This is a genomic window from Cupriavidus sp. 30B13 (assembly GCF_049059565.2).
Lineage (GTDB): Bacteria > Pseudomonadota > Gammaproteobacteria > Burkholderiales > Burkholderiaceae > Cupriavidus.
Map to the genome: position 1 here is coordinate 638,810 of NZ_CP188224.1, position 24,967 is coordinate 663,776.

Sequence of the window (24,967 nt, forward strand, 5' to 3'; positions counted from 1 at the left end):
AATGGCATACGCCGACCACGACATCCACGGCCCCACCAGTTTCTTCACCCGCTATATCTGGAGCCAGGACCACAAGGTGATAGCCGTGCAGTACACGCTGGTCGCCATCTTCGTGGGGCTGATCGGCGTGCTGCTGTCCAACCTGATGCGCCTGCAGCTCGGTTTCCCGGGGCACTTCGCCTTCATCGACGCCAACCGCTATTACCAGTTCGTCACCATGCACGGCATGATCATGGTGATCTACCTGCTGACCGCGCTGTTCCTCGGCGGCTTCGGCAACTACCTGATCCCGCTCATGGTGGGCGCGCGCGACATGGTGTTCCCGTTCCTCAACATGCTGAGCTTCTGGGTCTACCTGGTGTCCGTGCTGGTCCTGCTGGCGAGCTTCTTCGTGCCCGGCGGGCCCACCGGCGCGGGCTGGACGCTCTATCCGCCGCAGGCCATCCTGCCCGGCACGCCCGGCTATGAGTGGGGCATCATCCTGATGCTGGTGTCGCTGCTGATCTTCATCGCGGCGGCCACCATGGGCGGCCTCAACTACGTCACCACCGTGCTGCAGGCGCGCACCGAGGGCATGACGCTGATGCGCATGCCGCTGGCGGTGTGGGGCATCTTCATGGCCACCATCCTGGCGTTGCTGGCCTTCCCGGCGCTGTTCGTGTCGGGCGTGATGATGCTGCTCGACCGCACGCTGGGCACCAGCTTCTTCATGCCGGCGATGGTGTCGATGGGCCAGCATCTCGACTACAAGGGCGGCAGCCCGCTGCTGTTCCAGCACCTGTTCTGGTTCTTCGGCCATCCGGAGGTGTACATCGTGGCGCTGCCGGCCTTCGGCATCGTCTCCGACCTGGTCAGCGTGCATTCGCGCAAGAGCATCTTCGGCTACCGCACCATGGTGTGGGCGATCCTGGCCATCGGCGTGCTGTCGGTGGTGGTGTGGGCGCACCACATGTTCGTCAGCGGCATGAATCCGTACTTCGGCTTCTTCTTCGCCACCACCACGCTGATCATCGCCATTCCCACCGCCATCAAGGTCTACAACTGGGTGCTCACGCTGTGGCGCGCGGACATCCATTTCACGGTGCCGATGCTGTTCGCCATCGCCTTCATCAGCACCTTCGTCATCGGCGGGCTGACCGGGCTGTTCCTCGGCAACGTCAGCGTGGACATCCCGCTGTCGAACACGTACTTCGTGGTCGCGCACTTCCACATGGTGATGGGCGTGTCGCCGATCCTGGTGGTGTTCGGCGGCATCTACCACTGGTATCCCAAGGTGACCGGCCGCATGCTCGACGACACACTGGGCCGCCTGCACTTCTGGGTCACCTTCGTCGGCACCTACGCGATCTTCTTCCCGATGCACTACCTCGGCGTGCTCGGCATGCCGCGGCGCTACTACGCCTACGACAACTACTCCTTCATTCCCGAGTCGGCGCACACCATGAACGCGTATATCTCGATCGCCGCCTTTATCGTGGCCGCGGCGCAGCTGGTGTTCATCTTCAACCTGGCCTGGAGCGTGCGGCGCGGCCGGCCGGCCGGCGCCAACCCGTGGCGGGCCGCCTCGCTCGAATGGCAGACGCCGCAGACGCCGCCCGCGCACGGCAACTGGGGGCCGGAGCTGCCGGTGGTGTACCGCTGGGCCTATGCCTACAGCGTGCCCGGCGCGAGCGAAGACTTCATCGCGCAGAACGCGCCGCCCGAAGCCGGCGGCGCCGAGCCCGAGCCATACTCCAGCCACGGAGCCGTGGCATGAACGCGAACCTGATCTATCGCACCGACGGCGGCGGCGAGCGCCGCGGCGGCCCCGGCCCCGGCGACGTGGGCCGGCAGCGCACCGGCCCGGCGCCGGCCAGCATCGGGCTGTGGGTGTTCATGGGCGTGGTGAGCTCGCTGTTCGCGCTGTTCGTCACCGCCTACGCCATGCGCATGGATTCGCCGGACTGGCATCCGGTGGCGCTGCCGTGGCAGGTGTGGCTGTCCACCGCGCTGCTGGCGGCAGGCAGCGCGGTCATGCAGGCGGCGGCGCGCGCCGCGCGCGCGGGCCGCCTGTCGCTGGCGCATCGCGCGCTGCGCTGGGGCGGCCTGGCGGCGGCGGCCTTCGTCGGCTCGCAGCTGTGGGCGTGGCAGGCCCTGCTCGCCATCCACGTGGCGCCGGCCAACAATCCGGCCGGCAGCTTCTTCTTCCTGCTGACCGCGATGCATGGCCTGCACGTGCTGGGCGGCCTGGCCGGGTGGGTGCTCGCCATGCGCGCCGCGCCGGGCACGCGCATGGCGCTGCGCATCGCGCTGTGCGCGCGCTACTGGCATTTCCTGCTGGCGGTGTGGCTGGTGCTGCTGGCCGCGCTGGGCTGGCTGACGCCGGAATTCGTGCGCTTTATCTGCGGCCGCGGCTGAGGGCCGGGCCGACGCCGAGGGAGGTAAGCCGATGTCATCGCAACCCGCTTCTTCCGCGCCCGTCTCCGCGCCGGTCTCCGCGCCCGCTCCGGCGGTCGCGGGCTGGCGCGGGCTGGTGGCCGACTGGGGCTCCGACCAGCAGGCCTTCCGGGTGTCGTGGGGCAAGGCCATGATGTGGATCTTCCTGCTGTCCGACACCTTTATCTTCAGTTGCTTCCTGACCGGCTACATGACGGTGCGCATCGCCAACACCGTGCCGTGGCCGAACCCCAGCGAGGTCTTCGCCCTGCATGTCGGCAATGCCGAGGTGCCGCTGCTGCTGATCGCCATCATGACCTTCGTGCTCATCAGCAGCAGCGGCACGATGGCGATGGCGGTGAACTTCGCCTACCGGCGCGACCGCGTGAAATGCGCCACCCTGATGTTCATCACTGCGCTGTTCGGCGTGGCCTTCGTTTCCATGCAGGCCTTCGAATGGACCAAGCTGATCGTGCAGGAGGGCGTGCGCCCGTGGGGCAACCCGATGGGCGCGGCGCAGTTCGGTTCCGCCTTCTTCATGATCACCGGCTTCCACGGCCTGCACGTGAGCTGCGGCGTGATCTACCTGCTGGTGGTGGCGACCAAGGTCCTGCGCGGGCGCTACGAAGCCAGCGGCAACTACCAGATCGTGGAGATCGCCGGGCTGTACTGGCACTTCGTGGACCTGGTGTGGGTGTTCATCTTCGCGCTGTTCTATCTCTGGTGAGGCTCGCCATGGCCATTCCGGCACCGTCTTCCACGCCCGCCACGCCGGCGGCGCCCTCCGCACCGCCCGCGCCCGCCGCGCACGGCCAGCAGCATCCCATCGGCCTGTACCTGAAGATCTGGGCGCTGCTGTTCGTGCTCTCCACGCTGTCGTACCTGGTGGACTACTTCCACTTCGAGGGCTACCTGCGCTGGACGCTGATCCTGCTGTTCATGGTGATGAAGGCGGGGCTGATCGTCGCCGTGTTCATGCACATGGCATGGGAGCGGCTGGCGCTGATCTGCGCCATCCTGCTGCCGCCGCTGTGCCTGCTGGTGCTGGTCGGGCTGATGGCGGCCGAGGCGGACTACACGTTCCTGCTGCGCGGCACGTTCTTCCACTGAAAGGCGGAGGTACACTTGGCAGGTTGCCGGTCCACCAGAGGAAGCCATGCACCCTGCCACGGAAGCCATCCTGATCTACAACCAGGGCCGCGATCCCGAGCGGCTCACGCGCAAGCTGGCCGCGATCGCGGCCGATCCCTTCGCCTTCCTGCGCGGCACCAACCACCTCTACGCCGCCGCCGTGGGCGGCGAGGCGGCACTGATCGAAGCGCCCGTGACCTATGTCTGCGGCGACCTCCACCTGGAAAACCTGGGCAGCTTCAAGGGCGACAACGGCCTGGTCTACTTCGACCTCAACGACTTCGACGACGCCCTGGTCGCACCGCTCACGGTGGACCTCGTGCGCCTGCTCTCCAGCCTGATGATCGCCGCGCCGCAGCTCGGGCTGTCCGAGGCCGACGCGCACGCCGGCGCGGAGCGCATGCTCGACGCCTACGCCGCCGTGCTGGCCTCCGGCAAGCCGCGCTGGGTGGAGCGCGCCACCGCCACCGGCATGGTCGCCACGCTGCTGCGCCGGGTCAAGCGCCGGCGCCGCGGCGAACTGCTGGCCGAGCGCACCGTGCGCAGCGGCGGCAAGCGCGGCCTGCTGGTCGACGGCAAGCACGCGCTGGCGCCGCTCAAGGGCCAGCGCAAGCGCGCCGCCGCCATCCTGCGCGAGTTCGGTCAGCAGTCGCACCACGGGCGCCTGGTCGCGGACGACGCCGCGCGCCGCATCGCCGGCGTGGGCAGCCTCGGGCTCGAGCGCTATGTGGTGCTGGCCCACAGCGGCGCCACGCCTGCCGTCCAGCGCCTGATCGACATCAAGCGGGCCGCGCCCAGCGCCTGGAAAAGCATGCCCCTGCGCGCGCAGCCCCACTGGCACAGCGAAGCCGCGCGCGTGGTGCAGATCCAGCATGCCATGCAGGCAGCATCGCCGGCGCTGTTGTCGGCGGTGGCGATGGATTCTTCATCCTACGTCGTGAAAGGGCTCCAGCCCACCGCCGACCGCGTGAACATCGGTTCCCAGACCGACCGTACCCAACTGCGGGAGGTGTTGCTGACGATGGCGCGTGTTGCAGCGTGGGCGCACCTGCGCGGCTGCGGGCATGAGGCGGCCGACCGGATCGAGCAACTGCAGGAATTCGCCGCCGGGGAGCACTGGCGTGCGCCGGTGCTGAAGCTGGCGCGGCATGGGTGTGAGATGGCGCAGAAGCAGTGGAGGGGTTTTGCGGAGGATTATCGGGTGGCTAGGGGGAGGAGGGGGTGAGGTTTTGGTTTTAAAGGTTTTAAGTCGATTTAAAAGTCAAAATCTTTAAAAGATTTAAATCAACTTCAAAGTCAAAGTCAAAGTCAACTTCAAAGTCAAAGGCTTTCGCTCCCCCGGAGCGACCTACTTTCTTTTTTCCGAAAAGAAAGTAGGCAAAGAAAGCGGACTGCCTGGCCGGCAGGGGCAGAAACGTTGGGATTGCTGATTGTTGGTGGTTTCGTGGTGGGGACTGCGGTTCTGCTGGCATCCTGCCGTTACCGGTGCGATTCGCCACGATCTTGCTGGCGGCAGTGGTTTCGGGGTCAGACCTATGATGGCGGGTGCACTGCTTGTCCGGCCATCTGCCGTTACCGGTTTTGGCGGCCACGACGTAGCACCCTCGTGTTTTCGTGGTGGGCGTCGTGGACCGGGGCGCGGGTGTATGCGGCTACGTTTCAAACTGGTGCCACCGCGCCCACCACGAAATCAGTGTCGTGCCTATGACGTGGCATCCGCTCCGGTCGCGGCAGCAGCTTGAACCACCGGGGCCTACGCCATCATGCAGCGCCACCACGAATCGGACACCATTCGATATAGCACCGTGGCTAGCGCCGGTAGCGTCAGCAGCCTCATCGAAGCCGTCGCGCCCACCACGAAACCCAAATCAGACTTAAAGTCTGAGCGCCCAGCCTTCTGCAAGAATCGCTTTCTTTTGGTTACTTTTCTTTTCGAGAAAAGAAAAGTGACACTTACATGTGTGCGAACGGGCTATCAAGCCCAAGCCGCCAGGCCCACAAACACAAGCAGATCCAAGAATACACCTAAATAGACCAATCGATCTCAAACCGCCAGGCCGAGAAGCAAGCCCCAAAAACGACAAGGCCCGGAGGGGCCACAAGCAGCCAACCTCCAGGCCCGACTTCCACTCCGCCCTGTCAAACCTGCGTAATAAACTTGGTCACCAGATACCCATCGAACGTTTCCTGGCCACCTTCGCTGCCGATACCCGAGTCCTTGATGCCGCCGAACGGTGTCTCGGCCAGCGCCATGCCGAAATGGTTGATGTTGACCATGCCGGCTTCCAGCCCGTTGGACACCAGCGTCGCGGTCTTGAGCGAGTTGGTGAAGACGTAGGAGGCCAGGCCGAACGGCAGGCTGTTGGCGCGGCGCAGCACTTCCTCGGCGTCCTTGAAGCGGGTGACCGGGGCGACCGGGCCGAACGGTTCGTCCACCATCAGCTTGGCGTCGTCGGGCAGTTCGGTGACGACGGTGGGCGCGAAGAAGAAGCCCTTGTCGCCGATGCGCGAGCCGCCGGCCACTACCTTGCCGCCGCGGTGGCTGGCGTCGTCCAGGAACTGCTCCATCGAGGCGATGCGGCGCTCATGCGCGAGCGGGCCCATCTGGGTGCCGTCTTCGAGGCCGTCGCCGACCTTGATCGAGCCGATCACTTCGGTGAAGCGCGCCAGGAACTTGTCGTAGGCCTTTTCCTGGACGTAGAAGCGCGTCGGCGAGACGCACACCTGGCCGGCGTTGCGCAGCTTGAAGCGGGCCAGCATCTCGGCGGCCGGCTCGATGTCGGCGTCGTCGAACACCAGCACCGGCGAGTGGCCGCCCAGCTCCATCGTCACGCGCTTCATGTGCGCGCCGGCCAGCGCGGCCAGTTGCTTGCCCACCGGCACCGAGCCGGTGAACGAGATCTTGCGCACGATCGGCGATTCGATCAGGTAGGTGGAGATCTCGCCCGGCACGCCCCACACGATGTTCAGCACGCCCGGGGGCAGGCCGGCATCGTGGAACAGCTGGGCCAGCGCCACCACGGCGCTGGGCGAGTCTTCCGGGCCCTTCAGGATCAGCGTGCAGCCGGCGCCGACCGCCGAGACGATCTTGCGGATGGCCTGGTTGAACGGGAAGTTCCACGGCGTGAAGGCGGCGCACACGCCGATCGGCTCGCGCACCACGAGCTGGCGCACGTTGGGCTGGCGCGGCGGGATCACGCGGCCGTAGATGCGGCGGCATTCCTCGGCATGCCATTCGGCGTGCTCGGCGCAGACCATGACTTCGCCGACGGCTTCGGCCAGCGGCTTGCCCTGGTCCAGCGTGATGTTGCGGCCGATGTCCTTGGCGCGTTCGCGGGTCAGTTCGGCCACGCGGCGCAGGATCCTGGAGCGCTCCAGCGGCGAGGTCTTCTTCCAGCTTTCGAAGGCGCGCTGCGCCGCGGCCAGGGCGCGGTCCAGATCGGCGCGGCTGGCGTGCGGCAGCTTGCCGAGCAGTTCCTGGGTGGCCGGGTTGATGACGTCCTGCTCGCGCCGGTCCCCTCCCTTGATGAATTCTCCATCGATGTAGAGGGCGAGATCCTGGTACATGCCTTTCTCCTGATTGTAGTGAGTGCGGCACTCCGGAGCCGGTGGTGCCGCAGGTTGGCCAGGGCGATGGCCGCCCGGGCCAGGAATTCCTGGACGAAGCCGCAAGCTTAACGCGTCGGGCCGATATCTGCAGCCCCCGGGGCGGCTCAGCCGCGCCGCAGCGTGGCCATCCCGCGCGCCGCCAGCGCCAGCGCGCCGTGGCGCGAGCCGCCGCCGAGGCTGTCGGAGATCTCCGCGGCGGAGCCGCGCACCAGCTCGGCGAAGCCCTTGATCCGCTGCGGCCTGAAGCGCTCGGCGGGGCCGGACAGCCCCACCGCGGCGATCACCTGGCCGTTGCCGTCGCTGATCGGCGCGGCCACGCCGCAGACCGTCTCGCGCCACTCGCCGCGGTTGACCGCGTAGCCCTGCTTGCGCACCTTGGCCATTTCCTGCAGGAACTGCGCGGGGTCGACGATGCTGTTGGGCGTGGACGGCACCAGCGCGGCCGACATCCGCTGCAGCGCGGCCTCCGGCTGGAACGCCAGCATGGCCTTGCCGGTGGCCACGCAGTGCGCCAGCGCCCGGCCGCCGATCTGGGTATAGGCGCGCACCGGGTTGGGGCTGTCGATCTTGTGCACGTAGACCACTTCGCCGCCGTCGAGCACGGACAGGTGGACGCTTTCGCCGCTGGTGTGCATCAGTTGGTCCATCCAGGCTTCGGCATGGCGGCGCAGGTCCAGCCGCGCCAGCACGGCGGAGCCCAGCTCCCAGAGCTTGATGGAGGGGCTGTAGCCGGTGCCGGAGGCATCGCGGATCACGTAGTTCATGTCGGTGAGCGCTTGCAGCAGGCGGTGCACGTTGCTCTTGGCCAGGCCCATGTGGGCGGCGATCTCGGTCAGGCCGAGCGGGCGCGCGCTGTGCGCGAGCAGCTCGACCACGCCGAGCCCCTTGATCAAGGTGTTGTTCATGGGCGCGATGCCTCCTGCGGCGGCGGTGAGGATCCGAGCATATGCGGGCGACGCATATGTGTTCTCAAATGTGGAACGATAGTACCGTATTTGGCAACGTCCCTATAATCCTCGCATCTTCCATGCTTGCCTTCCCGGTGCTTTCCCGATGAGCGATCTCCCGCAACACGACCTGCCGCTGCTGGGCGTCAAGGTGGTGGAATTCTGTACCGTCGCAGCCGGCCCCTTCTGCGGCATGCTGCTGTCCGACATGGGCGCCGAAGTGGTCAAGGTCGAGCCGCCCGACGGCGACACCCTGCGGCAATGGCCGCCGCTGTCGGACGGCTACTCCGAGAATTTCGCCTCGCTCAACCGCAACAAGCAGTCGGTGGCGCTGAATTTGAAGGATGCCGCCGACCTGGCGCTGGCGCGCAGCCTGATCCTCGATGCCGACGTGGTGATCGAGAACAACCGCCCGGGCGTGATGGACCGGCTGGGCCTCGGCTATGCCAGCTTCCGCGAAGAAAAGCCCGGCCTGGTGTATTGCTCGGTGTCGGCCTACGGGCAGAGCGGGCCGCGCGCCGGCGAGGGCGGCTTCGACCTGACCATCCAGGCCGCCGCCGGGGTGATGAGCGTGACCGGCGAGCCCGACGGCGCCCCGGTGAAATGCGGCGTGCCGCTGGCGGATTTCGCCTCGGGCCTGTATGGCGCGTTCGCCATCGCCAGCGCGCTGGCGCGCGTGCGCGCGGGCGGCGCCGGTACGCATATCGACGTGCCGATGTACGGCTGCACGCTCGGCATTGCCGCGCTGCAGACCAGCGAGTATTTCGGCAACGGCCGCAGCCCGGCCAAGCTCGGCTCGGCCCATCCGCGCAACGCGCCTTACCAGGCTTTCCAGGCGGCCGACGGCTACTTCGCCATCGCCGCCGGCAACCAGAAACTCTGGCTGGAGGTGGTGCGCGTGGTGGAGCTGCCCGCGCTGGCGCAGGACGCGCGCTTCGCCACCACGCGCGATCGCGCCGCCAACCAGGCGGCGCTCAAGGTATTGCTGGAGGAGCGTTTCGCCACGGCGGGCGTGGACCACTGGATCGCCGCCTTCAACGCGGCCGGCGTGCCGCACGCGCGCATCAACGACTATGCCGCCGCGCTGGACGATCCCCAGGTCGAGCATATGGACTGGGTGCGCCCGCTGACGCTGCCGGGCGGCCACCGCACGCGTACCTTCGCCTCGCCGCTGCGCTTCGACGGGCAGGGTTTGCCGATCCGCCGCGACCCGCCGGCGCTGGGCGAGCACAATGCGGCGGTGCGCGCGCGCTATGGCGCGGATGTGGCCGGCGCGGACGAAACAGCCTGATGAAAGCCTGAAGGAGCAGACATGAGCGACAACATCGAACGGCTGCGCGAATTCGTGGCCACCGTCAGCCGCCTGGTCACGCAGGCCGGGCAGGAGGGCGGCGGCGAGGCCGCCGTGCTGGCGCAGGCCTCCGGCGCGCTGGCCGCGCTGGTGGCGCAGGACGACTGGCTGCCCGAGGAAATGGCCCGCCCGCATCCGGTCTATTACCAGCAGCACCTGCTCTACGGCGACCCGCTCGACCGCTTCTCGCTGGTCAGCTTCGTGTGGGGCCCGGGCCAGCAGACGCCGGTGCACGACCACACGGTGTGGGGCCTGATCGGCGTGCTGCGCGGCGCGGAGATCGACCAGCGCTATCGCGTCGACGGCGGGCGGCTGGTGGCCGACGGCGAGGAGGTGCTGCTGGGCGCCGGCCAGGTGGCCGCGGTGTCGCCCACGCTGGGCGACGTGCATCGCGTGCGCAATGCCTATGACGACCGCGTCTCGATCAGCGTGCACCTGTACGGCGGCAATATCGGCCGCATCCGGCGCCATGTCTACGATGCCGCCAGCGGCGCGCCCAAGCCCTTCGTCTCGGGCTACTCCAACGCGCTGGTGCCCAACCTGTGGGCGCCGGCGGCAAAGGCATGAGCATGAGCGCGGACCACGGCGACATTCTGCTGACCGGCAAGGAAGACGGCGTCACGCGCCTGACGCTCAACCGCCCCGCGCGCGGCAACGCGCTGTCGCGCGAACTGGTGGCGGCGCTGTCGGCGGCGGTGGAAGCCTGCTACAGCGACGGCACGCGCCTGCTGGTGCTGGACGGCGCGGGCAAGCATTTCTGCACCGGCTTCGACCTGGGCGACCTCGACGCCGAGAGCGACGACTCCCTGCTGGCGCGCTTCGTGCGCGTGGAACTGTTGCTGCAAAGCGTGCATGCGGCGCCGTTCGCCACGCTGGCGCTGGTGCAGGGGCGGGCGATGGGCGCGGGGGCAGACCTCGCGGCCGCGTGCGAGCAGCGCTGGGTGGAAGCGGGGAGCAGCTTCGCGTTTCCGGGCGCGGCGTTCGGGCTGGTGCTGGGCAGCGCGCGGCTGGCGCGCCTGGTCGGCGCGGCGCGGGCGCGGGAATGGATCACCGGCGGCGGCGCGTTCCATGCCGAGGCCGCGCTGGCGAGCGGCTTCGCCACGGGCGTGCTGGAAGCCGGTGCGGCGGCGCGCGCCGCCACGGTGGCGGCGCTGGCACAGCGCGCGCGGCGGCTGGACCCCGGCACGCAGGCGGCCATTCACGCCGCCACCGGCGACGGCGCGGACGGCGCGGCGGCGGCCCGGCAGCTTGCCGACCTGGTACGTTCCGCCGCGCGGCCCGGCATCAAGGCGCGCATCGCGGCCTATCGCGCCTCGTCCGCCGGCTGAGCCAGCGGCACCGGGCCACGCCCGACGCAAAAATGCCCCGGGACGGCCCGGGGCATTTTCATTGGCGGCGCATGAATGGGCAGCCGGCGCGGTCAGTTCTGCGCCGTGCCGCCCGACAACTCCTGCCTGGCCGTCGCGTCGTTGGCCTTCTTTTCCGCGCTCTTTGCCTGCTTCGCGGATTTCACGTCTTGCTTGTACTCGCGCTTCGCGGCCTTCTTGGTGGCCTTGTAGTCATCCGATGCCTGCTTGTTGGCTTCGCGGCGCTGCACCAGCGGATCCTTGGGCGGCTCCACCTGGGTCATGCCGGCCGGCGCGGCGGTGTTCGCATTGTCGGCGGGAATGGCGGGGCTCTGCGCGAAGGCAGCGGCGCACAGCAGGCCGGCGGCCACGGCGGTGGAAGCTTGCAAGAAGCGAATGGGCTTGTTCTGCGACATAGTAGACCTCACTGTTGATGGATCGGTACGACGCGCCGGCCGGATGCGGCATGGGTGCTGCAATGCCGCCAGGCGCCGGCGCTCCTCGGTTTGCGCATTTCGCCCCTGTTTGACCGGCGCTTTTCGCCGCGCGTGCCCGATCCGGACAACTGCTTACAATTGGCTGGTCGTCTGACAGACGGCTGCTGACAAGGTCTGCCGGCGGATTGTGAGATAGTGGCCGATAGTGGCCGTCAGGGGCGCACGGCCCGCCCGCGCATGCCGCGCGGAGGCGAAATGACGAAGAACAGCAAGTACAGCAAGAACAGCAAAAACAGCACGAGACAACCCGCGACATGCCGACCAAATCCAAAGCGCAGTCATTGACCACCGGCCCGATCGGCCGCACCCTGCTGCTGTTCTCGCTGCCCGTGCTGGGCAGCAATATCCTGCAGTCGCTCAACGCGTCGATCAACTCGGTGTGGGTGGGGCACTTCCTCGGCGAGGCCGCGCTTACCGCCACCTCGAACGCCAATATCATCCTGTTCTTCCTGCTCGGCGTGGTGTTCGGCATCAGCATGGCCAACACCATCATGATCGGGCAGGCGGTGGGCGCGCGCGACCTCGACGAGGCACGCCGCGTGGTGGGCACCAGCACCACCTTCTTCATCGCGCTCTCGGTGCTGGCGGCGGCGCTGGGCTACGTCTTCACGCCCGCCATCCTTGCGGCCATGGACACGCCGGCCGACGCCAGGCCGCTGGCCGTCAGCTACCTGCGCATCATCTTCCTGGCGCTGCCGTTCATGTATTTCTACAACTTCGTGATGATGACGCTGCGCGGGGCCGGGGATTCGCGCACGCCGTTCTACTTCATGCTGCTGTCGGTCGGGCTGGACGTGGTGCTCAACCCGCTGCTGATCTTCGGCCTCGGGCCGTTTCCCGAGCTCGGCATCGCCGGCTCCGCGCTGTCGACGCTGATCGCGCAGGTGGCGAGCCTGGCGGCGATGCTGGCGGTGCTGTACCGGCGCCGCCATTTCCTCGCGCTGCGCCGCCACCAGCTCGGCTACCTGCGGCCCGACCTGGGCATCCTGCGCGCGCTGGTGGCCAAGGGCCTCCCGATGGGCCTGCAGATGGTGGTGATCTCGTCGTCGGCGATCGTGATGATGTCGCTGGTCAACCGCTACGGCTCGCAGACCACGGCCGCCTATGGCGTGGCGTCGCAGTTGTGGACCTACGTGCAGATGCCGGCGCTGGCAGTGGGCGCGAGCGTGTCGTCGATGGTGGCGCAGAACGTGGGCGCCGGCCTGTGGGAGCGGGTCACGCGCATCACGCGCGTGGGGATGTTGTTCAACCTGCTGATGACCGGCGCGCTGGTGGGCCTGATCTACCTGTTCAACCGCCATTCGCTGGGCCTGTTCCTGCCCGACGACGGCACCGCGATCGGCATCGCGCAGCATATCAATGCGATCGTGCTGTGGTCCTTCATCCTGTTCGGCTTCACCATCGTGCTGTTCGGCACGGTGCGCGCGACCGGCGCGGTGATGGCGCCGCTGGTGATCCTGTTCGTCTCCATGTGGGTGGTGCGCCTGCCGTTCGCCTCGCTGCTGGCGAGCGACTACGGCGCCGATGCGATCTGGTGGAGCTTTCCGCTGGGCTCGGTGGTATCGGTGACGCTGGCGGTGGCCTACTACCGCTTCGGCAACTGGCGCGCCAGCCATATCCTGCCGGTGACGCCGGCGGCGCCGGCCCCGCAGCAGGAGTTCGCGCCGCAGGCGCCGGACACCAGCATGGGCACGCCGTGCGAGGAGGCCCTGACCACGGCGGGCACCGGCGAGGCGCAGGCGCTGGCGGAGGTTGCCGCCGCCGCGCCGGGCGGGCAGCGCCCGCGCTGATCCGCGGCGGCTGGCGTGGCGCTAGGCGCGGGCCGCCGCCGCGTCGTCCGCACCATCGAGGCCCTCGGCCTCCGCGCCGCGCGCCAGTCCCGCCAGCCAGCGCCTCACCACCTGTTCCTCGTCCGCCGAAAGCCCGGCGCGCAGGCGCGCCTCGTTGCGCAGCGCGCGCTCGCGGCAGGTCGCCAGCAGCGCTTCGCCGGCCGGCGTCAGCGCGATGTTCTGGATGCGGCCGTGCACCGGGTGCGGCTGGCGCCGGATCGAACCGGCCTTTTCCAGGTTGGCGACGATCACGCTGACCGTCTGCGGCGTGAGCAGCGCCAGCCGGGCAAGGTCGGCATTGGACAAGCCGGGATAGGCGCCCAGCATGGTCAGCACGACGAATTGCGGCGAGGTGACGCCCAGGTCGCTCAGCGCGCGCTCCATGCGCAGGCGGTTGGCGGCGCCGGCCTGGCGCAGCAGGTAGCCGAGATAACCGGCCTCGCCGCGCTTGCCTTCGCCGGCGCGGGGAAGGGCGGGCACGGCGGGCGCGACGCCGCCCGCGTTGGCTGGCCGTGCGGATTTGCTCATGGTTCGTCCGGAGTTGGCGTGGAAGGAACGGGCCTGGCTGGCACCGGTGTATTCGTGCTCTGAGATTATCGCAGAGCCGCGGCGGCGCCAGCGCGCCGGTGCGGACGCCGCCTGAAAGGCAAACGAAAGCTCGCTCTGGCATCGTGCGGCCGTGATCGAGGCGGCGCGGTCTTGCGCTGCCTTTCAAGCAGCTTTCAGCGTGGTGTCCCGTGCGGTCTCCGGTGCACGCCCGCTCCATCGTTTCCGCGCGGCATCCTCGCGCGATTCGCACCGCATTGCTGCGCGGCGGGCTCCCCGGCCGGCCCGCGCATCCATCCGCACGATCCGGCACCGGTGCCCGCAGGTGCGCCTTCTCTCCCGATTTTCCGAGCGATTTCGCGTGTTTCGGCGAAACACATCACGTTGTGATATTTGGCGTTTGCGGCGGATTTCTTCCCGTATCGGTGAATACCCCTAAGCCGGGACAAATGAAAGCAAGCTGAAAGATCGCCTCTCTAAGGTTGCATCCATCCTGCAGGAGAGCCCTTCGCGCCTGCCGATCAAACCGTCTGCGCATGCAAGAGCCTGCGCGCGCAGCCGAATGCTTTTACGTACTTTGAGGAGAATCGTTTTGCGCATACGCAGCCAAAAGGACTTTGCCTCCGGCCTGATGTTCGTCCTGGTCGGTCTGGGCTTTTCCTGGGTCGCTCGCGGCTATTCCATGGGAACTGCCGCAAAGATGGGCCCCGGATATTTTCCGTTCCTGCTCGGGCTGGTACTGGCCGTGCTGGGAGCATTCGTGTTGATCGGCTCGCTGTCGAGCAAGGGCGAGCAGGACCAGCTCGCGCGCTGGGACCTGAAGACGCTGCTGTGGATCCTGGGTTCGGTGGTGCTGTTCGGCCTGCTGCTCAAGCCGCTCGGCATGGTGTTGTCGGTGTTCGTGCTGGTGCTGGTCTCGTCGATGGCCAGCCATGAATTCAGCTGGAAGGGCGCCCTGGCGAACGCCGTGGTGCTGGTGCTGATCAGCATGGGCGCCTTCGTCTACGGCATCAACCTGCAGATGCCGGTGTGGCCTGCTTTCATTACCGGTTAAGGAGTCGGCCACAATGGAATTGTTCGATCACCTTGCCCTGGGATTCTCCACGGCACTGTCACTGCAAAACCTCGCATACGCCTTCCTCGGCTGCGTGCTGGGTACCCTGATCGGCGTGCTGCCGGGCCTGGGGCCTCTGGCCACCATCGCCATGCTGCTGCCGGTGACCTACACGCTGCCCCCGGTGGCCGCGCTGATCATGCTGGCCGGTATTTATTACGGCGCGCAGTACGGCGGCTCCACCACCGCGATTCTGGTCAACCTGCCCGGCGAATCGTCGTCGGTGGTGACCACCATCGACGGCTACCAGATGGCGCGGCGCGGACGGGCAGGGGTGGCGCTGGCCACCTCCGGCCTGGGCTCGTTCTTCGCCGGCTGCGTGGCAACCCTGATCCTGGCTGCGTTCGCCACGCCGCTGTCGGAGCTGGCGTTCAAGTTCGGTCCCGCCGAGTACTTCTCGCTGATGGTGCTGGGCCTGATCGGCGCCGTGGTGCTGGCTTCGGGCTCGCTGCCGAAGGCCGTGGCGATGATCGTGCTGGGCCTGCTGCTGGGCCTGATCGGCACCGACGTGAACTCGGGCGCCGCGCGCTTTTCCTTCGACATCCCCGAACTGACCGACGGCATCGACTTCGTCGCGCTGGCCATGGGCATGTTCGGTTTCGCCGAAATCGTGGCGAACCTGGAACAGAAGGAAGACCGCGAGACCTTCACCGACCGCGTGACGAACCTCTGGCCGTCCAAGGAAGACTTCAAGCGCATGGCGCCCGCGGTGCTGCGCGGCACGCTGCTGGGCTCGGCGCTGGGCATCCTGCCCGGCGGCGGCGCGGCGCTGGCCTCGTTCGCGGCCTACTCGCTGGAAAAGAAGACCTCCAAGTACGCGCATGAGTTCGGCAAGGGCGCCATCGAAGGCGTGGCCGGTCCGGAATCGGCCAACAACGCGGCCGCGCAGACCTCCTTCATCCCGCTGCTGACGCTGGGCATCCCGCCCAACGCCGTGATGGCGCTGATGGTCGGCGCGATGACCATCCACAACATCCAGCCGGGCCCGCAGGTCATGACCAGCAACCCCGCGCTGTTCTGGGGCCTGATCGCCTCGATGTGGATCGGCAACCTGATGCTGATCATCCTGAACCTGCCGATGATCGGGATCTGGGTGAAGCTGCTGACCGTGCCTTACCGCTTCCTGTACCCGGCCATCCTGGTGTTCTGCGGCATCGGCGTGTACTCGGTCAACAACCAGACCTTCGACGTGTTCATGGCAGCCGGCTTCGGCATCATCGGCTACCTGTTCCTGAAGCTCAAGTGCGAACCGGCGCCGCTGCTGCTCGGTTTCGTGCTCGGACCGATGATGGAAGAAAACTTCCGTCGCTCCCTGCTGCTGTCGCGTGGCGAGTTCACCGTGTTCGTGACGCGCCCGCTGTCGATGGGCCTGCTGATCGCCGCGGCCGCACTGGTCGCCGTCGTGGCGCTGCCCTCGATCAAGGCCAAGCGCGAAGAAGCGTTCCAGGAAGAATAGTTTTCGAAGCCCCCGTGCCGGTGCCGCCATACGCCGGTACGAACAACGCAAGATTCGGGGTGCCTCGCGCACCCCGCTTTTTTTTGCAGGGCGCGTTCCGGCCCCCGCCGGCACGCTCGCAGTGAACCTGCCCGGCTGCGCTGGCAGTGCCGGGCCTGCGCAAGATGATCCGCTCCATTCAGCTCTATCGCGCCACTGGCTGGCGCGCCGCGGGCGCCGCATGAAGACGCCGGCGCTAGACCGCTTCGTTTCGCGGCTATACGTCCTCAAGCTCGTCCAGTCGAGCCCGTCCACCGTACTGACCCTGGTCGAGCGCCTGCGCGAGCACGGCATCGACAACAATATCCGCTCGCTGCGGCCGATCCTGCGCAGCCTGATGATCGCGCGCGCGATCACGGCGGAACTGGTGGAAGGCAGCGGCCGTGTCTACTGCATCACCGACAGCGGCAAGGACGAACTCGACAAGTACCTGTCCCATCTCGACGTGCTGCAGGGCGAGATCGAACCGGCCCCCGGGCGCTAGGCCCCGCGGCCGGCAAAAAGAAAAGCGGGAGGACCCGCCTGCCGGATCCTCCCGCCTGCGCGCCCTCCGTGAGGAGATCGCGCGTTGGCGCCCAGCGGGCGCCTGGCAAGCTGCCGCTTCCTTGCCGTCCCTGCTACTTCTCCGGTCCCTACTGCGAAACCAGTTCCTGCGCGTCGCCGGCGCCCGTGCTCGATTGCGCGACCAGCACCTTGATCTTGTTCGGCACCACGGCGCCGATGCCGTCCACCGGGATGGTGGTGATCAGCCAGTCCGCGTTGTTGCCCAGCGTGAGCGCGCCGGAGTCGAAGATCACGGTCTTGGTGCCGGCGGTGGTGATGCGCAGGCGGTAGGTGCCGCCGTCGAGGTAGAGCGAGTCCTGGCCCGTGGCCGGGTTCGCCGTCTTGTAGCCGATCGCCGCCATGTTCGGCGAGACGGCGTTGAGGTCGGCCGCCGGCGTGGTGAGGTAGATGTCGATGTTCTGCGCGTTGAACGAGGCGTTCAGGCCGCGCACGCGGGCCTTGTCCGACAGCAGGCTCTTGTCGTACGGGTCGTCGATGGTGAGCACGTCGGCCGCGGTGGCGCCGGGCAGCGCGACCACGGTGTACTTGTGGCCGGTGTGGGCGTCGACGGTGGCGCTGCCGAGCTGCGTGGTGGTGTTGGTGACGTTGAAGGCGATCAGCTGCGATCCGGTGTCGATGTCGAAGTAGTTCGACACGAACTTGTAGGGCTCGTTGAGGAACGAGGTCTTGGTGCCGTTCTGCAGCACGTCGATGTTGGGGCCGCCGGTGATGGCGTGGATCACGCGCACCGAGGGCTTGCTGATGCCGAGGCGGTCGTCGATGCCATCGTCGCCGCCGCCGCCGCATGCCGAGAGAACCGCGGTCGCGGCCAGAGCGAGGCCCACTAGCAGGCCGGATTTGGAAAGCTTCATGAATGCCCTCTTCTTGCAGGTGAGTGAGAGAACTCGCGGCGGGCAGGTTGCCCCTGCATGCCACGCTGCTTGTTGTTCAGGCCTGTTGCCGCGGGATCGCCGCCATGGGAGTGGATGCGAAAGCGCGCCTGCCGTGATGCAACGATAGGCGCGCGGCGCGCGCGGGCACATTGGCACGGCTCCGAAACCCGTGTCGGACGATTCCCACAGGACGAGGCAGGCCACCTCCGGCGCGCGGGCGCCGAAGGTGCGTAGCGCAGACGGGAAAGAGGGGAGGAGGAAAGAAGAGGGAACGGTAACGGGGCGCCGCGGCAAGCGGCGCCCCGCGTGGCGCTCAGGTGGTCATCACGACCTGGTTGCGGCCGTTGCGCTTGGCCTGGTAGAGCCCGGCGTCGGCGATCTCGACCAGGCGGCTGAACGGCGCGTCCTGGCCCGGCACGATGGCGGTGCCGCCGATGCTGACCGTCACGTGCGGCCCGACCGGCGAGCCGCTGTGCGGCACCTGCATGGATTCGATGGCGCGGCGGACTTTCTCGGCCAGCAGGCGCGCGCCGCCGGGCGAGGTGGCGGGCAGGATCATGGCGAACTCTTCGCCGCCGAAGCGCGCCGGCAGGTCGGCCGGGCGCGTGCAGTTCTCGCGGATCACGCTGGCCACGCGGCGCAGCACCTCGTCGCCGGCCACGTGGCCGTAGGTGTCGTTGTAGGCCTTGAACGAATCCACGTCGATCATCAGCAGCGCCAGCTGGCTCTGCTCGCGGTGGGCGCGCCGCCATTCCGCGCCCAGGTACTCGTCGAAATAGCGCCGGTTGGACAGCCCGGTGAGGCCGTCCGAGTTGGTCAGCCGCTGCAGTTCGAGGTTGGTCTCCAGCAGTTGCTGCTGGCTCTGGCGCAGCGCGCGGTAGGCCTCGTCGCGCTGCTGCAGGTTGATGTAGGAGCGCGAGTGGTAGCGGATGCGCGCCACCAGCTCGATGGTGTCGGGCAGCTTGACCAGGTAGTCGTTGGCGCCGGCGGCGAAGGCCGCGCTCTTCATGATCGGCTCTTCCTTGGTGGACAGCACGATGATCGGGATGTCGCGCGTGGCCGGGTTGGCGCGGTAGCGGCGCACCAGCGTCAGGCCGTCGATGCCGGGCATCACGAGGTCCTGCAGGATCACCGTGGGCCGGGTGCGCTCGGCCACCGCGACGGCTTCGTCGGGCTTGGAGCAGTAGTGGAAATCGATGTCCTGCTCGGGTTCGAGCGCGCGCCGCACGGCTTCGCCGACCATGGCCTGGTCGTCCACCAGCAGCACCATGGCCAGGTATTCCTCGGGGCGCTGCGCGTAGTTCTGTTGTTCTGTGTAGATCGACATTGTGTTCCTCTTGCTGCCCGGTTTCCTACCCCTGGTTGCTGCTGGTGCTGCCGGTGCTGGCGGTGCTGCCGGTGCCGCACGCCCGTGCGATGCGGGCGGCGATCTGCTGCAGGGGCAGGATTTCGCTTGCGGCGCCGATGGCGGCGGCGGCCTTCGGCATGCCATAGACGGCGCTCGTGGCCTGGTCCTGGGCAATGGTCAGGTAGCCGCGCTCGCGCATGGCCTTGAGGCCCAGCGCGCCGTCGCGGCCCATGCCGGTGAGCAGCACGCCCACCGCGTCGCCGCGCCAGTGCCGCGCCACGCTTTCGAAAAAGACGTCGATCGACGGCCGGTACAGGTAGTCGCTCGGTTCTTCGGTGTAGACCATGCGCGCGGGCCCGATCAGGCGCAGGTGGTCGTTGGTGCCCGCCAGCAGCACGGTGCCGGGCCGCGGCGCCTCGCCTTCGCGGGCCAGCCGCACGGGCAGCTTGCACTGCGCGTCCAGCCAGTCGGCCATGCCCGCGGCGAACGCTTCGTCGACGTGCTGGACCGCGATCACGGCGGCATTGAAGCCGGCCGGCAGCGCGCCCAGCAGCGTGGCCAGCGCGGCCGGGCCGCCGGCCGAGGCGCCCAGCGCCACCAGCCAGTCGGCGCCGGCCTTGCGCGCGGGCGGCGCGGGCGCGCGCGGGGACGCGCCGCGGCCTTCGAGCAGGCGGCCGATATTGCGGATCTTGCGCAGCAGCGGCCCGCTGGCGAGCTGCGAGTCGGGCTGCGCCAGCGACGGCGTGTCGACCGCGTCGATGGCGCCGTGGCCCATGGCGTCGAACACCTGGCTGGCATTGCGGCCCAGGTCCATGGTCACCACCACGATGGCGCACGGCGTCGCGGCCATGATGCGGCGCGTGGCCTCGACCCCGTCCATCACCGGCATCAGCAGGTCCATCAGGATCAGGTCGGGCGTGCGCGCGGCGGCCAGGCCCACGGCGGCCTCGCCGTCCTCCGCCACCCATATGACTTCCAGCTCCGGATCCAGCGCGATGACGCGACGCAGGGCGACCACGGCCAGCGGTGAGTCGTTGACGATGCCGATCTTCATGCGCGCGCCTCTCCAATCAGGTCTTGTACCGCATCGAGCAGCGCGGCGTCCTGGAAACTGCCCTTGGCCAGGTAGTAGTCCGCGCCGGCCTGCAGGCCGCGCTGGCGGTCCTGTTCCCGGTCCTTGTAGGACACCACCATCACCGGCACCTGCTGCAGGCGCGCTTCGCGCTTGATGCGGGTGACCAGCTCGATGCCGTCCATGCGCGGCATGTCGATGTCGGTGATGACGAGGTCGAACGATTCCGCGCGCAGCACGTTCCACGCGTCCATGCCGTCCACCGCCACGGTGACCTCGTAGCCGCGGTTGGTCAGCAGCTTGCGCTCGAGCTCGCGCACCGTGAGCGAATCGTCCACCACCAGCACGCGCTTGCGCCGCACCGGGGCGGCTTCGGCGCCGGCGCGCAGGATGCGGTCGATCTTGCCCTCGGAAAGCAGCTTTTCCACCGAGCGGATCATGTCTTCCACGTCGAAGATCAGCACCGGCGTGCCGTCCTCGGTGATGCTGCCGGCGGCGATGTCCTTGATCTTGCCGAGGCTGGGCGCGAGCGGCTGCACCACCAGTATGCGCTCTCCCAGCAGGCGGTCCACCGCCACGCCGTAGGTGCGCTCGTGGTCGCCCAGCACCACCACCGGCACGGTGTCCTCGTCGCGGCGCGCCTCGGCCTGCTGCAGTACCTGGGCCGCGCTCACCAGGCCCACCTGGCGCTCGCCGAAGCGGAAATGCTGGCGGTTCTCCAGCTGCTCGATCGCGCCGCGTTCAAGATGGAGCACCTGCATCACGTAGGCCAGCGGCAAGGCGTAGGCCTCCCCCGAGACTTCCACCAGCAGCGCGCGCACCACCGACAGCGTGAGCGGCAGCTCCAGGTGGAACTGCATGCCGCGCCCGCTTTCCTGCGCCAGGCGGATGCTGCCGCGCACCTGGCGGATCATGTCCTGCACGGCGTCCAGCCCGACCCCGCGCCCCGACACCTCGCTCACGGTCTCGCGCATGCTGAAGCCGGGCAGCAGCAGGAAATCGAGCAGCTCCGCCTGCGACAGGCGCGCGGCGGTGTCCGCGGGCGCCAGGCCGCGCCGCACGATGGCGCGGCGCAAGGCGTCGAGGTCGACCCCGGCGCCGTCGTCGGCGATCACGATCACCAGCCGCCCGGCGTTGTGGCGCGCGTTGAGCGTGATGCGGCCCTCGGCGGGCTTGCCGGCGGCGCGGCGCGCCTCGGGCGTCTCGATGCCGTGGTCCACGGCGTTGCGCAGCAGGTGCGCCAGCGGCGCTTCGAGCTGTTCGAGGATGTCGCGGTCCACCTTGGTGCTCTCGCCGACCAGTTCGAGATGCACCGCCTTGCCGAGCGCGCGTCCCAGGTCGCGCACCATGCGCGGGTAGCCGGCCAGGCCGTCGGCCAGCGGCCGCATGCGGCTGGCCAGCGCGCGGTCGTAGAGCTGGCGCGACAGGCGGCCGGTGCGGTGATCGTATTGTTCGAGCTCGCTGGTGCGCTGCGAGAGCTGCCGGTGGCTTTCGGCGAGCAGTTGCTGCGCGTCCGCCAGCCGCGCCTGCGCGGTGCCGTCGGCGGTGCCGCCGCCGGCCAGCGCCACCTGCGCGGCGTCCAGCGCCTGCAGCGCGCGCATCTGCAGGCGGCGCGCCTGCTGCAGGGCGTTGCCGAAGGGCTTGAGCCAGCTGGCTTCGATCATGGCCGCGCCGGACAGCGCGAGCAACTGGTCGAGCGTGTCGGCGCCCACGCGCAGCATGCGTTCCTGGGTCTCGGGCGGGGCGCCGGCGTCGCCGGCCGGCTGGGCCGCTGCCGTTTGCGCGATATCGCCTGTTTCCGCGCTTGCCGGGTCGGCGCCGCCGGTTGCCCCGGGCTGCGCGGCCTGTTGCGCGACAGGCCCCGGCGCCCAGGTTGCCTGGTCGACTTCCTTGCCGGCCAGCAGCGCGCCCAGGCGCGCCACCAGCGCATCGATCTCGGCCTTGCCGGCGTGGTCGGCCCAGTCCAGGTCGCCGTCGGGCGGGTTGCCCAGGCGCAGCAGCAAGTCGGTGCCGTGCAGCAGGGTATCGATATGCACCGGCCGCAGCAGCAGCTCGCCGCGCTGGGCGGCGACCAGGCAGTCTTCCATCACGTGGGCCACGCGCACGCCGCCGTCGAGGCCGACGATGCGTGCCGCGCCCTTGAGAGAATGGGCTGCGCGCATGCAGGCCTCGAGCTGGTCGGCGGCGCCGGGATTGCGCTCGAGCGCGATCAGGCCGGTGTTGAGGACCTCCGCCTGCGACTGCGCCTCGAGTGCGAACAGCTCGAGCAGGGAGGCGTCGCGCAACTGGTCGGGATTCATGCCAGGCTCCGCGTCAGGGCCTGCTGCAGCAGGGCGGCATCGAGCAGGCCGACGCTGCGTCCGCCGCTTTGCAGCAGGGCGCGAGCATAGCGCGTGGAGGCGCGCGACAGCGTGGTGGGCAGCGGCTGCAGCGCGGATTCGGCCACGCGCTCGATGCCGGTCACCTCGTCGACCGGCAGCGCGATGGCGCCGCGGCCCTGGCCCAGCACCAGCAGGCGGGCGCCGTGTCCTGCGCTGCTTGCCGCATTGCCGGGCGCGCTGGCTGCCGCCGGCACGTCCTGGCCGAGCAGCCGCGCCAGCGAGATGCACACCAGCAGGTTGCCGCGCACGCTGGCCAGGCCCAGCACGGCGGCGTGGCGGCGGTGCGGCAGCGTGTGCACCGGGCACGGCGCGGTGACCTCGGCCAGCGCGGCGGCCGGCAGCGCCAGCCATTCGTCGCCGACGCGGAACACCAGGCAGGACACGGCGGGGCCGTGCGCGGTGCTGTCGGCGGGAATAGCTTCGGCGGGCAGGCTGGCCTCGCCGGCGGGCAGGTTGTCGAGCAGCGCCAGCGCGGCGCGCGAATAGGTCGGGCAGTTGCGGCAACGGATATGCACGGCCAGCTGCGGGCAACTGCCGTCGCCCAGCACGCCGATGCGGCGCCAGCAGTCATCGATGGCGATGCGCTGCGTGCCGGCCGGCAGGGCGGCGGCCGGGGCGGACGATGCGAGCGGGGCGGGCTCAGCCATGGCGGGTCGGTTGGTTGCGCTGCGCGCGCTGTCTCAGGCGGGCGGCCGCCGCGCCGTCGCCGTCCGCTTCGAGGATGGCGGCCATATGGTAGAGCGACTCCTGGTGGGCCGGGTCGAGGTACAGCGCGCGGCGGTAGGCCTCGCGCGCGTCGGCGGGCCGGCCGGTGGCATCGTACAGCACGCCGAGCAGGCAGTAGCCGGCCGCCGACGGCGTTTGCGCATCGAGGTGCGCCAGGCAGGCCGAGACCGCCGCGGCCAGGTCGCCGCGGTCGGCGAGCCGGGAGATCTTTGCCAGCGGGTCGGTGCCGGCCGAGGCGGCTGGCGTGGAGGATGTGGCCGGGACGGGCGCCGGCGGCCGCGCCGGGGCCGCCGGCAAGGACTGGAACGCGCGGTAGGACGGTGGTGCCTGCGGCGGCACCGGCGGCCGGCGCGGCGCGGGCGCGGCAACGGCCTGGCCGCCGCCCGGCGCGCGCGCGCCGGCGCCGGCATGAAGCGGGTCCGCCGCGCGCGGGCCGCGCCGGGTAAAGGCGAAGGCCAGCGGCACGCCGGCCGAGACGAAACCATGCCGGGTCAGCAGGCTGGCTTCGGCCGGCCCCACGAACAGCATGGCGTCGGGCCGGCTCAGCCGCTCGAGCACGCGCAGCGAGCGCTGCTGCGTGGGCGGGTCGAAATAGATCAGCAGGTTGCGGCAGAACACGAAATGGTAGGGCGCCTCGGCCGCCATCAGGGCCGGGTCGAGCAGGTTGCCGCGCAGCAGGCGTACCTTGGCGAGCACATTGGACTTGAGCGCATAACCGCCGGGCGCCGCGGTGAAATGCCGGTCGCGGAAGTCCAGCTGGCCGCCGCGGAACGAGTTGCTGCCGTAGTGGCCGATGCGCGCGCGTTCGAGCGCGCGCGCGCTGATGTCGATGGCATCGACCTGGAAGCGGTTTTCCGGCACGCCGGCGTCGAGCAGGGCCATCACGATCGAGTAAGGCTCCTCGCCGGTGGAGCACGGCACGCTGAGGATGCGCAGCGGCCCCTCGCCGTCGTGCCCGCGCGGCTCGCCGAACACGCGCATGGCGGCAAAGCGGCCGAGCGCCATCAGGGCTTCGCGGTGGCGGAAGAACCAGGTCTCCGGCACCACCACGGCTTCGATCAGCGCCTGCAGCTCGTCCGGGTGCGAGTGCAGCAGGTTCCAGTAGGCATCGTGGTCGGGCACGGCGGCCGTGGCCAAGCGCTCGCGCACCGCGCGCTCGATCATGCCGGCGCCCACCGTGCTGGCGTCCAGGCCGATGCGCTCCTTGAGCAGCGCTTCGATATGGCTGGCCGTGGTCATGGCGCCGCCGGCCCGGGGAACAGGCGGGCGTGCACGTCATCGGGCAGCAGCGCGTCGATCCGGACCCACTGCACCAGCCCCTGCGCGCCGTTGCGCACCGGGCCCAGGTAGCGCGCCGGTGCGGCGTCCACGCCACTGTCGGCGAACTCGCCGGGCTCGCAGCGCAAGGTCTCGGTGGCGTATTCCAGGCGCAGGCCGAGCAGGCGGGCCGGCGCATCCGCATGGCGGCGGTAGTGCACCAGCACCGTGCGCGTGCTGGTGCGGCTGGCCGCCGGGACGCCGGTGGCCAGCGCGTTGACGTCGATTACCGGCACCACTTCGCCGCGGCGGGCCAGCAGCCCGCTGACCCAGGGCGGCGCCTCGGGCAGCAGCTTGAGCCGGGTCAGCGGCAGCACTTCCTCGATTTCGCTGGCGTCGAGCGCGTACTGGTCGGGCCCGATGCGGAACAGCAGGAAGAGTTTCATGGGGAAAATGGCGGGCGCCGC

The 24,967-nt window shown here is 69.1% G+C and carries 24 protein-coding genes; 12 read left to right on the forward strand and 12 right to left on the reverse strand.

Annotated features, from left to right (window positions below; translation table 11 throughout):
- Position 1: 1 nt before the first annotated feature.
- Genes ctaD through ACKI2N_RS22235 form a run of 5 tightly spaced genes read left to right on the forward strand, consistent with a single transcriptional unit; the run spans position 2 to position 4,771 of the window.
- Positions 2-1,756: a cytochrome c oxidase subunit I gene (gene ctaD, locus ACKI2N_RS22215; protein WP_420995664.1), complete on the forward strand. Its 1,755-nt coding sequence runs from the start codon at positions 2-4 to the stop codon at positions 1,754-1,756.
- Positions 1,753-2,397 (forward strand): bb3-type cytochrome oxidase subunit III, encoded by a 645-nt coding sequence (locus ACKI2N_RS22220; protein WP_420995665.1) that lies wholly within the window; start codon positions 1,753-1,755, stop codon positions 2,395-2,397. The genes ctaD and ACKI2N_RS22220 overlap by 4 nt, the downstream gene beginning before the upstream one ends.
- 31 nt (positions 2,398-2,428) lie before the next feature.
- Positions 2,429-3,142: a heme-copper oxidase subunit III family protein gene (locus ACKI2N_RS22225; RefSeq protein ID WP_420995666.1), complete on the forward strand. Its 714-nt coding sequence runs from the start codon at positions 2,429-2,431 to the stop codon at positions 3,140-3,142.
- An 8-nt stretch (positions 3,143-3,150) separates the two neighbouring features.
- Positions 3,151-3,525, forward strand: a complete 375-nt coding sequence (locus ACKI2N_RS22230; protein ID WP_420995667.1) for a cytochrome C oxidase subunit IV family protein — start codon at positions 3,151-3,153, stop codon at positions 3,523-3,525.
- A 46-nt stretch (positions 3,526-3,571) separates the two neighbouring features.
- On the forward strand, positions 3,572-4,771 hold the full coding sequence (locus tag ACKI2N_RS22235) for a DUF2252 family protein (protein WP_420995668.1): 1,200 nt from the start codon (positions 3,572-3,574) through the stop codon (positions 4,769-4,771).
- 19 nt (positions 4,772-4,790) lie between these two features.
- On the opposite strand, the gene ACKI2N_RS22240 is transcribed toward ACKI2N_RS22235, so the two are convergent.
- The 3 genes from ACKI2N_RS22240 to ACKI2N_RS22250 all read right to left on the reverse strand — a co-directional run bounded on the left by ACKI2N_RS22240 (position 4,791) and on the right by ACKI2N_RS22250 (position 8,060).
- Positions 4,791-5,138, reverse strand: coding sequence for a hypothetical protein (locus tag ACKI2N_RS22240; protein ID WP_420995669.1), 348 nt, complete (start codon positions 5,136-5,138; stop codon positions 4,791-4,793).
- A gap of 547 nt (positions 5,139-5,685) precedes the next feature.
- Entirely contained in the window at positions 5,686-7,113 is a 1,428-nt protein-coding gene (locus ACKI2N_RS22245; protein ID WP_420995670.1) for an NAD-dependent succinate-semialdehyde dehydrogenase, read from the reverse strand.
- Positions 7,114-7,259: 146 nt separating this feature from the next.
- Complete coding sequence (locus ACKI2N_RS22250) at positions 7,260-8,060, reverse strand: IclR family transcriptional regulator (protein WP_420995671.1); 801 nt, start codon at positions 8,058-8,060, stop codon at positions 7,260-7,262.
- A 148-nt stretch (positions 8,061-8,208) separates the two neighbouring features.
- On the opposite strand from ACKI2N_RS22250, the gene ACKI2N_RS22255 reads away from it, so the two are divergent.
- The 3 genes from ACKI2N_RS22255 to ACKI2N_RS22265 are packed head-to-tail and all read left to right on the forward strand — an operon-like array spanning position 8,209 to position 10,781.
- Positions 8,209-9,393, forward strand: a complete 1,185-nt coding sequence (locus tag ACKI2N_RS22255; RefSeq protein WP_420995672.1) for a CaiB/BaiF CoA transferase family protein — start codon at positions 8,209-8,211, stop codon at positions 9,391-9,393.
- A 21-nt stretch (positions 9,394-9,414) separates the two neighbouring features.
- Positions 9,415-10,020 (forward strand): cysteine dioxygenase, encoded by a 606-nt coding sequence (locus ACKI2N_RS22260; RefSeq protein ID WP_420995673.1) that lies wholly within the window; start codon positions 9,415-9,417, stop codon positions 10,018-10,020.
- Between the two features lie 2 nt (positions 10,021-10,022).
- A complete protein-coding gene (locus tag ACKI2N_RS22265) occupies positions 10,023-10,781 on the forward strand; it encodes an enoyl-CoA hydratase/isomerase family protein (protein WP_420995674.1) in 759 nt (252 codons plus the stop codon).
- 92 nt (positions 10,782-10,873) lie between these two features.
- Here ACKI2N_RS22265 and ACKI2N_RS22270 read toward each other — a convergent pair whose 3' ends face one another.
- Entirely contained in the window at positions 10,874-11,215 is a 342-nt protein-coding gene (locus tag ACKI2N_RS22270; protein ID WP_420995675.1) for a hypothetical protein, read from the reverse strand.
- Positions 11,216-11,550: 335 nt separating this feature from the next.
- On the opposite strand from ACKI2N_RS22270, the gene ACKI2N_RS22275 reads away from it, so the two are divergent.
- Positions 11,551-13,086 (forward strand): MATE family efflux transporter, encoded by a 1,536-nt coding sequence (locus ACKI2N_RS22275; RefSeq protein ID WP_420995676.1) that lies wholly within the window; start codon positions 11,551-11,553, stop codon positions 13,084-13,086.
- A 21-nt stretch (positions 13,087-13,107) separates the two neighbouring features.
- Here the strand turns inward: ACKI2N_RS22275 and ACKI2N_RS22280 are convergent, their stop codons facing one another.
- Complete coding sequence (locus ACKI2N_RS22280; RefSeq protein WP_420995677.1) at positions 13,108-13,653, reverse strand: MarR family winged helix-turn-helix transcriptional regulator; 546 nt, start codon at positions 13,651-13,653, stop codon at positions 13,108-13,110.
- A gap of 610 nt (positions 13,654-14,263) precedes the next feature.
- Here ACKI2N_RS22280 and ACKI2N_RS22285 point away from each other — a divergent pair.
- The 3 genes from ACKI2N_RS22285 (at position 14,264) to ACKI2N_RS22295 (ending at position 16,764) form a co-directional block, all read left to right on the forward strand.
- On the forward strand, positions 14,264-14,725 hold the full coding sequence (locus tag ACKI2N_RS22285) for a tripartite tricarboxylate transporter TctB family protein (protein ID WP_420995678.1): 462 nt from the start codon (positions 14,264-14,266) through the stop codon (positions 14,723-14,725).
- A gap of 13 nt (positions 14,726-14,738) precedes the next feature.
- On the forward strand, positions 14,739-16,241 hold the full coding sequence (locus tag ACKI2N_RS22290; RefSeq protein WP_420995679.1) for a tripartite tricarboxylate transporter permease: 1,503 nt from the start codon (positions 14,739-14,741) through the stop codon (positions 16,239-16,241).
- Between the two features lie 220 nt (positions 16,242-16,461).
- On the forward strand, positions 16,462-16,764 hold the full coding sequence (locus tag ACKI2N_RS22295; RefSeq protein WP_420995680.1) for a transcriptional regulator: 303 nt from the start codon (positions 16,462-16,464) through the stop codon (positions 16,762-16,764).
- Positions 16,765-16,912: 148 nt separating this feature from the next.
- Here the strand turns inward: ACKI2N_RS22295 and ACKI2N_RS22300 are convergent, their stop codons facing one another.
- The 7 genes from ACKI2N_RS22300 to ACKI2N_RS22330 form a co-directional block, all read right to left on the reverse strand.
- The gene (locus ACKI2N_RS22300; protein WP_420995681.1) at positions 16,913-17,695 is read right to left on the reverse strand and encodes a DUF4397 domain-containing protein; all 783 of its coding nucleotides are present in this window, start codon (positions 17,693-17,695) and stop codon (positions 16,913-16,915) included.
- 334 nt (positions 17,696-18,029) lie between these two features.
- A complete protein-coding gene (locus ACKI2N_RS22305) occupies positions 18,030-19,043 on the reverse strand; it encodes a diguanylate cyclase (protein ID WP_420995682.1) in 1,014 nt (337 codons plus the stop codon).
- A gap of 25 nt (positions 19,044-19,068) precedes the next feature.
- Positions 19,069-20,118 (reverse strand): chemotaxis response regulator protein-glutamate methylesterase, encoded by a 1,050-nt coding sequence (locus tag ACKI2N_RS22310; RefSeq protein ID WP_420995683.1) that lies wholly within the window; start codon positions 20,116-20,118, stop codon positions 19,069-19,071.
- Positions 20,115-22,436 (reverse strand): hybrid sensor histidine kinase/response regulator, encoded by a 2,322-nt coding sequence (locus ACKI2N_RS22315; RefSeq protein WP_420995684.1) that lies wholly within the window; start codon positions 22,434-22,436, stop codon positions 20,115-20,117. The genes ACKI2N_RS22310 and ACKI2N_RS22315 overlap by 4 nt, the downstream gene beginning before the upstream one ends.
- A complete protein-coding gene (locus ACKI2N_RS22320) occupies positions 22,433-23,164 on the reverse strand; it encodes a chemotaxis protein CheW (RefSeq protein WP_420995685.1) in 732 nt (243 codons plus the stop codon). The genes ACKI2N_RS22315 and ACKI2N_RS22320 overlap by 4 nt, the downstream gene beginning before the upstream one ends.
- A complete protein-coding gene (locus ACKI2N_RS22325) occupies positions 23,157-24,482 on the reverse strand; it encodes a CheR family methyltransferase (RefSeq protein WP_426990933.1) in 1,326 nt (441 codons plus the stop codon). The genes ACKI2N_RS22320 and ACKI2N_RS22325 overlap by 8 nt, the downstream gene beginning before the upstream one ends.
- Positions 24,479-24,946 carry a chemotaxis protein CheW gene (locus tag ACKI2N_RS22330; protein ID WP_420992922.1) on the reverse strand — a complete coding sequence of 156 codons (468 nt, stop codon included), beginning with the start codon at positions 24,944-24,946 and terminating at the stop codon, positions 24,479-24,481. The genes ACKI2N_RS22325 and ACKI2N_RS22330 overlap by 4 nt, the downstream gene beginning before the upstream one ends.
- Positions 24,947-24,967: the final 21 nt, after the last annotated feature.